Here is a 6,915-nt window from a genome sequence, read left to right on the forward strand (position 1 = left end):
GTAAAAACGAATATTTTTAATAAAACGATCGGAAAATTAGATTTATAAAAAGAGAGCTAAACCATGATTTAATTTAAGTTTTAAAAGATTCCAAAAAGTTTTTTAACTAATAAAAATGATAAATTAGATTTATGTGAATGCAGCGATATAATCAAAATTAGCGAAAGAATTTACCCAGTCCAGTGGAGCACATCGACATGGCAGGCGAGACCCAAACAGCAAAAACATTATACGATAAGTTATGGGATGACCATTTAGTAAAACAACGAGATGATGGTTCAGCTCTACTTTATATCGACCGTCATTTATTGCATGAAGTGACTTCGCCACAAGCCTTTGAAGGCTTGCAACTTGCTGGCCGTAAGCCATGGCGTTTAAGTGCCAATATTGCGACACCTGACCATAACGTACCGACCTCTAAAAAAGAGCGTGAGCAGGGCGTGGCTGGGATTGAAGATGATACTTCACGTATCCAGGTACAAACCTTGGATGATAACTGTAAGACGTTCGATATTGTTGAATTTGATATTAACGATATTCGTCAAGGCATCGCGCACGTTGTTGGTCCTGAGCAAGGCTTAACCTTGCCAGGTATGACCGTTGTATGTGGTGACTCACATACTGCAACACATGGTGCATTTGGCTGCTTGGCACACGGGATTGGAACATCAGAAGTTGAACATGTATTGGCAACCCAATGCCTGGTTCAGAAGAAAATGAAAAATATGTTGGTACGCGTTGACGGTAAATTGGGTCAAGGCGTAACACCGAAAGATGTGGTTTTAGCCATTATCGGTAAAATCGGAACTGCAGGCGGTACAGGTCACGCGATTGAATTTGGTGGTCAGGTGTTCCGTGACATGTCGATTGAAGGCCGTATGACCGTGTGTAACATGGCAATCGAAGCGGGTGCACGTGTCGGTATGGTCGCAGTCGATGAAAAAACCATTGAGTATGTTAAAGACCGTCCATATGCACCGAAAGGCGAGCAATGGGATCAGGCGGTTGCGTACTGGAATACTTTGCACTCCGACGAAGGTGCTCACTTCGATACAGTTGTAGTGTTACAAGGTGAAGAGATTGAACCGCAAGTGTCTTGGGGGACTTCTCCTGAGATGGTGATTCCGGTGTCTCAAGCGGTTCCAACTTTGGAACAGGCCAAAGATGATGTACAGCGCAATGACTGGAACCGTGCTTATCAATATATGGGCTTAACTGCAGGTCAGCCTTTAGCAGATATTCAGTTAGACCGTGTATTCATCGGTTCTTGCACCAACTCACGTATCGAAGATATTCGTGCTGCGGCTGAAGTAATCAAAGGCCGTAAAGTGGCTTCTAGCATTAAGCAGGCCATGGTCGTTCCGGGTTCGGGTTTAGTGAAACAGCAGGCAGAATCTGAAGGTTTGGACAAAGTCTTTATCGAAGCTGGTTTTGAATGGCGTGAACCAGGCTGTTCTATGTGCTTGGCAATGAATGCTGACAAGTTGCAGCCAGGCGAACATTGTGCCTCAACTTCAAACCGTAACTTTGAAGGTCGTCAGGGTAATGGCGGTCGTACCCACTTGGTGAGTCCAGCCATGGCGGCGGCGGCAGCGATTGCCGGTCACTTTGTTGATGTCCGTTCATTTTAATTGGTACGCAGGAGCAGAAATATGAAAGCTTATACCGTTGAACAAGGTATTGTTGCACCCTTAGACCGTGCCAATGTCGATACAGATTTAATTATTCCAAAACAGTTTTTGAAATCGATCAAACGTACCGGTTTCGGTGAAAACCTGTTTGATGAATTGCGTTATTTGGATGAAGGTTATCCGGGTCAGGATAACTCGGTTCGTCCGATTAACCCGGACTTCGTGTTAAACCAGCCACGTTATCAAGGTGCATCCATCTTAATTTCTCGTGCTAACTTTGGTTGCGGTTCAAGCCGTGAGCATGCGCCGTGGGCATTGAATGAATACGGTTTCCGTACTGTGATTGCGCCAAGCTTTGCTGATATTTTCTTTAATAACTGTTTTAAAAATGGCATGTTGCCGGTAATTTTGCCGGAAGAAACGGTTGATCGGTTATTTAAAGAATGTGCAGCAGCTGAAGGTTATCAGCTAACGATTGATCTGGAAGCGCAGGAAGTTCGTACACCAAATGGCGAAAGCTTCAAGTTTGAAGTGGACCCATTCCGTAAGCATTGTTTGTTAAATGGTTTGGATGATATTGGCTTAACTTTGCAGGCGGCAGATGATATTCGGGCCTATGAAGAAAAAACCAAACAATCACGCCCATGGGTATTTGCTGAAATTCATTCATAAAACAGCAAAAATTGTCATGGCATGACTGCGAAGGCCTTGCTAATATCAGAAGATTATTAATTTTTTTTGATAGGTTAATACAGACATCATGGCAACGTATTGGAAACAGTGGCTTGCTCTAAGTGCAGTATCAGTGCTGATGACCGCGTGTCAGAGCATTGATACCTTCAAACTTAAACATGCCAAAGAAGATGCAGAAAGCAAATCCAATGCCTTGATTTATTGTGCAGGCACACCGGATTGTCAGTTTGAACGTTTAAATCGGACCATGATTGTGGATGAGTCCACCAAGCGAATCAGCCCAGAAGCGCTGGATCAGCGTCTGGTTCGTTTGCAGGCCAAAAACCTGAAACAGGATAATCCGATTTATTTATCTGTGCCGGAAGGGCAGCATGAACTGGTGGTGCGTTTCTATCCGATTAGCAAGGATAAGGCTGAGACCTTGCATCTGTTCCAGCAGTTTAAGGCGAATAAACGCTATACCCTGAAAATGTTCCGTGACCGAAATGCACGTAGCACCAGTTTATTAAATGCCTCTGCACCTGATCCATTGTGTGTGGACCTGTTGCAAGAGCAGAAAGTGATTCGTCGTTTTTGCAAACCTTATAATGTCATCAATGGCATTGCAGAGTTTGTAGAAAAAAAAATTTAACCTAGTCAGGTGGATGCCTGACCTTATAAATGGAAAAGCTCATGTCTAAACAAATTTTGATTTTAGCTGGTGACGGTATTGGCCCTGAGATTGTAAAAGCCGCAGAACAGGTGCTTACACGAGTTAATGAAAAATTCAATCTGGGTTTAACATGGGAACAAGGTCTTTTAGGCGGTGCTGCGATTGATGCACACGGTTCACCTTATCCAGACGTAACGTCTGAACAGGCGAAAAAAGCAGATGCAATTCTGCTCGGTGCTGTAGGCGGTCCAAAATGGGATACGATTGAGCGTTCAATCCGTCCAGAACGTGGCCTGTTAAAACTACGTAGTGAGTTGAATCTGTTTGCGAACTTACGTCCAGCGATTCTTTATCCACAATTGGCTGATGCCTCTAGTTTGAAACCGGAAATTGTCTCTGGTCTGGATATTCTGATCGTACGTGAATTGACTGGTGGTATTTACTTCGGTCAACCACGCGGGATCCGTGAACTGGAAAATGGCGAAAAACAAGGTTTCAACACTGACGTTTATGCAGAGTCTGAAATCAAACGTATTGCCAAAGTTGCGTTCGAACTTGCTGGTCTGCGTGGCGGTAAAGTATGTTCAGTCGATAAAGCCAACGTACTTGAAGTGACTGAGCTTTGGAAACAGACCGTGACTGCACTGAAAGAAGAGCAATATCCGGACATTAACCTGTCTCATATGTATGTAGACAATGCTGCGATGCAGTTAGTACGTGCGCCTAAACAGTTTGACGTGATCGTAACGTCTAACCTGTTCGGTGACATCCTGTCTGATGAAGCTGCAATGCTGACTGGTTCAATCGGTATGTTGCCATCAGCATCATTGGATGAAAATGGTAAGGGTATGTATGAACCTTGCCATGGTTCTGCACCAGATATCGCAGGTCAAAACCTGGCAAACCCATTGGCAACCATTCTGTCTGTAGCCATGATGCTGCGTTATACCTTCCGTGAAGAAGCTGCAGCTAAAGCGATTGAAGATGCGGTAGGTAATGTTTTAGACCAAGGTCTGCGTACTGCTGACATCATGTCTGAAGGCATGACTAAAGTGGGTACTGTGGAAATGGGTCAGGCAGTGGTAACTGCATTGAACTAAGTTACACATTAGTTCCACGTAAAAAACGCAGCCTTGAGCTGCGTTTTTTACGACTGATTTTGATTAACAGGTTCGACCCGAAAGGCTGACAGAAGTTGCAATATTGTCTTTCAGCAAAAAGGTAATCTTGCATTGCAAATTCACATCATAACCTGATGCAGGACTCACAGTGACTGGAACCGGAACTGTGCCAGTACCTGCTGCCGGAAACTGGGCAATCGGTAAGGGAACGGTCACAGGACGTTCCACGACATAGCTGAGCTGTTGGGAGCTGAGCTCAGGCTCACTGATTTGCTGATAACCCAAACGTTTCAGATCTAAATTGCGATCAATATACTGGCTACTCTGCCCAATAAATTGCTGTAAATAAGTTTCACGGTCAGTCTGGCTGATCGTAGGTGTTTGTGCACACCCTGACAGACCGAGCAACAGGATGCTCAAGCCCAATACCAGAGAAGTACCTTTGCTTATCAACATCACATCACTCCTACTCAAGGAACGCTTAAAAACAGTGTAGTAGCAAAGTGTGAGAGGAACTGTTGTAATTTATTATTAGGCAAGACAGGATCAATCAGGCAGTTAGCTGTAGCTGTCAAATTCAAGACAACTTAGAACGCTCTTATATCCACTTTAAAATGAATAAAACGCAAAAATAAGTCTTAACAGGCACGTCCGCTATATTGCACGGATTGAGCAATCCCTTGTTCTAGTTGAAAATGAATCTGACAGGGCATTTCAACCTGATAACCTGGGCCGGGTGCAGTCGCGAATCGTACAGGAGCACCTATACTGACACTTTGCTGAATGGCCGGTGTTCCCAGCGGAAGTTCAATGGTGCGAAGTACGGTATAACTCAGACGTTTTTCCGTTTGTACAGGTGCTTTTGAGGTCTTAAAACCGAGTGCAGTTAAATCCAGATCCTTGCGAATCGACTCTGCAGATTGGCCGATATATTGCTATAACTGCTGATCTATTTGTCGTAATTTTGTCGAATTGGTAGTGGCGCAGGCAGTCAGGCTGATTCCTAGGATCAGAGAAAGCAAGATTTTTTGCATGAATGATTCACTGTTTTTATTAGAGGAAAAATAGAAATTATTATCTTCGAATGCAGTATAGGGAATGTGCAGGGGAATTGATATAAAAGAAAAGACAATAAAAAAGCCACTGGATGAGTGGCTTTTGCTTCCGCTAAAACTTAGCGCGCACGGTATGTGATACGACCCTTAGTCAAATCATAAGGAGTCATTTCGACCTTCACGCTATCGCCAGTCAAAATACGAATATAGTGTTTACGCATTTTACCAGAAATATGGGCAATTACTTCGTGACCGTTTTCTAAACGTACACGGAACATAGTATTAGGAAGCGTCTCGGTGACAACGCCTTCGAACTCGATGAGTTCCTCTTTATTGGCCATAGCCTACCTGAATGAATAAATTGGAAAGGCGCAAATTATAGTCAATTTTTTCGCAAAACACAAGGTGTAACGGGCGTTAGACTGATCATCTGTCAGTAAAATAAGCGAAGTGTGAGTTTAAACTTTTTAACTAAAAAGCGTGTGGTATCTGTTGTCAGTTTGGTCAATCACAGTTAATCTAATTTCAATCTTTTTAAGTATAAATGAAGTACATACAAGGAAGGTTTTTGAGTGAGTCAGCTAACGGATGCATCAGTCGTATTGCGTTTAGGCTATCAGGCGATTCGTCGTGCAGGTTTGCCAACAGAAGAACTTCTGACAAAAGCAGGAGTCGCTTTAAATCAGGTGGAGACCAATGATCGTACTCCGCTCAGTGCTCAGTATGCCTTCTGGGTTGCCGCAGAAGAGGTCAGTAAGGACCCGGATATCGGATTGCATCTGGGTGAACATTTGCCACTTTATCGCGGACAGGTGATCGAGCATCTGTTTATTTCATCAGAGAATTTTGGTGAAGGCTTGAAACGTGCGCTGGCTTATCAGCGTCTGATCAGTGATGCTTTTCATGCCAAGCTGGTGGTCGAAGACGATCGCTGCTATCTGACCAATGGTGAGCAGCCTTTCGCTGAAAGTCTGGTCAATCGTCACTTTACCGAATGTGCGATGTCGGGTGTGCTGCGTTTCTTTAAATTTATTACTGAAGGCCGCTTTGAACCGATCTATATCGATTTCAATTTTTCCAAAGGCGCGGCAGATGAAGAATATTTCCGGGTTTATGAATGTCCGGTAAGTCTGGGACAGAAAGAAACCCGTTTGTATTTTGATCCCAGTATTCTGGATTTCCCGCTTTGGCAGGCAGAGCCGGAACTGTTGCAGCTACATGAACAGCTGGCAATTGAAAAATTACAGGAACTGGCTCGTTACGATTTAGTCGGGGAAGTGCGTCGGGCTATTGGCTCTACTTTAGAAAGTGGTGAAACAACGCTAGAAACTGTAGCCGCTCAACTGAATATTACTCCACGCCGTTTACGTACCCAGCTCAGTGAGGCTAATACCAGTTTCCAGCAGATTCTGTCTGATTATCGCTGTCGTCTGGCTAAACGTCTATTGGCGAGTACCAATGAAAGTGTGGAGCGGATTGTTTATCTGACTGGATTCTCGGAGCCAAGTACTTTTTACCGTGCGTTTAAACGCTGGACCAATGAAACACCGGTTGAATATCGAAAGCGCAAGCAGCGTTAATCTTTAAAATCTAAAATCCTCCCCCAACCCCTCCTTTAATAAAGGAGAGGAGTTCCCATTGCTGTCCCACAATTTTTCACAAGAGGAAGCTCAAATGAGCTTCCTCTTGTTTTATGGGTATTTTATCGGGTGAAAATAAAGCTTTTAAAGTTCTTCTTTCAAACAAATTCACTTGAATTATTC

General features: G+C 43.8%; 7 protein-coding genes. 5 read left to right on the forward strand and 2 right to left on the reverse strand.

Annotation, left to right across the window (positions count from 1 at the left end; translation table 11 throughout):
• The first annotated feature begins 197 nt into the window (after positions 1–197).
• The 4 genes from leuC (at position 198) to leuB (ending at position 4,076) form a co-directional block, all read left to right on the forward strand.
• Positions 198–1,631, forward strand: a complete 1,434-nt coding sequence (gene leuC, locus FTV18_RS13355) for a 3-isopropylmalate dehydratase large subunit (RefSeq protein ID WP_004781848.1) — start codon at positions 198–200, stop codon at positions 1,629–1,631.
• A gap of 21 nt (positions 1,632–1,652) precedes the next feature.
• Positions 1,653–2,303: a 3-isopropylmalate dehydratase small subunit gene (gene leuD / locus FTV18_RS13360; RefSeq protein WP_034702382.1), complete on the forward strand. Its 651-nt coding sequence runs from the start codon at positions 1,653–1,655 to the stop codon at positions 2,301–2,303.
• An 88-nt stretch (positions 2,304–2,391) separates the two neighbouring features.
• Positions 2,392–2,955 (forward strand): hypothetical protein, encoded by a 564-nt coding sequence (locus FTV18_RS13365; protein WP_034702380.1) that lies wholly within the window; start codon positions 2,392–2,394, stop codon positions 2,953–2,955.
• Positions 2,956–2,996: 41 nt separating this feature from the next.
• Entirely contained in the window at positions 2,997–4,076 is a 1,080-nt protein-coding gene (gene leuB, locus FTV18_RS13370) for a 3-isopropylmalate dehydrogenase (protein ID WP_004781852.1), read from the forward strand.
• A 63-nt stretch (positions 4,077–4,139) separates the two neighbouring features.
• Here leuB and FTV18_RS13375 read toward each other — a convergent pair whose 3' ends face one another.
• A complete protein-coding gene (locus FTV18_RS13375; RefSeq protein ID WP_180018472.1) occupies positions 4,140–4,553 on the reverse strand; it encodes a hypothetical protein in 414 nt (137 codons plus the stop codon).
• A gap of 718 nt (positions 4,554–5,271) precedes the next feature.
• Positions 5,272–5,493: a translation initiation factor IF-1 gene (gene infA / locus FTV18_RS13380; RefSeq protein ID WP_001284370.1), complete on the reverse strand. Its 222-nt coding sequence runs from the start codon at positions 5,491–5,493 to the stop codon at positions 5,272–5,274.
• 231 nt (positions 5,494–5,724) lie between these two features.
• Here infA and FTV18_RS13385 point away from each other — a divergent pair, with 231 nt between their 5' ends.
• Entirely contained in the window at positions 5,725–6,732 is a 1,008-nt protein-coding gene (locus FTV18_RS13385; RefSeq protein ID WP_004781856.1) for an AraC family transcriptional regulator, read from the forward strand.
• Positions 6,733–6,915: the final 183 nt, after the last annotated feature.

Source organism: Acinetobacter sp. YH12241, from assembly GCF_013417535.1.
Taxonomy (GTDB): Bacteria; Pseudomonadota; Gammaproteobacteria; order Pseudomonadales; family Moraxellaceae; genus Acinetobacter.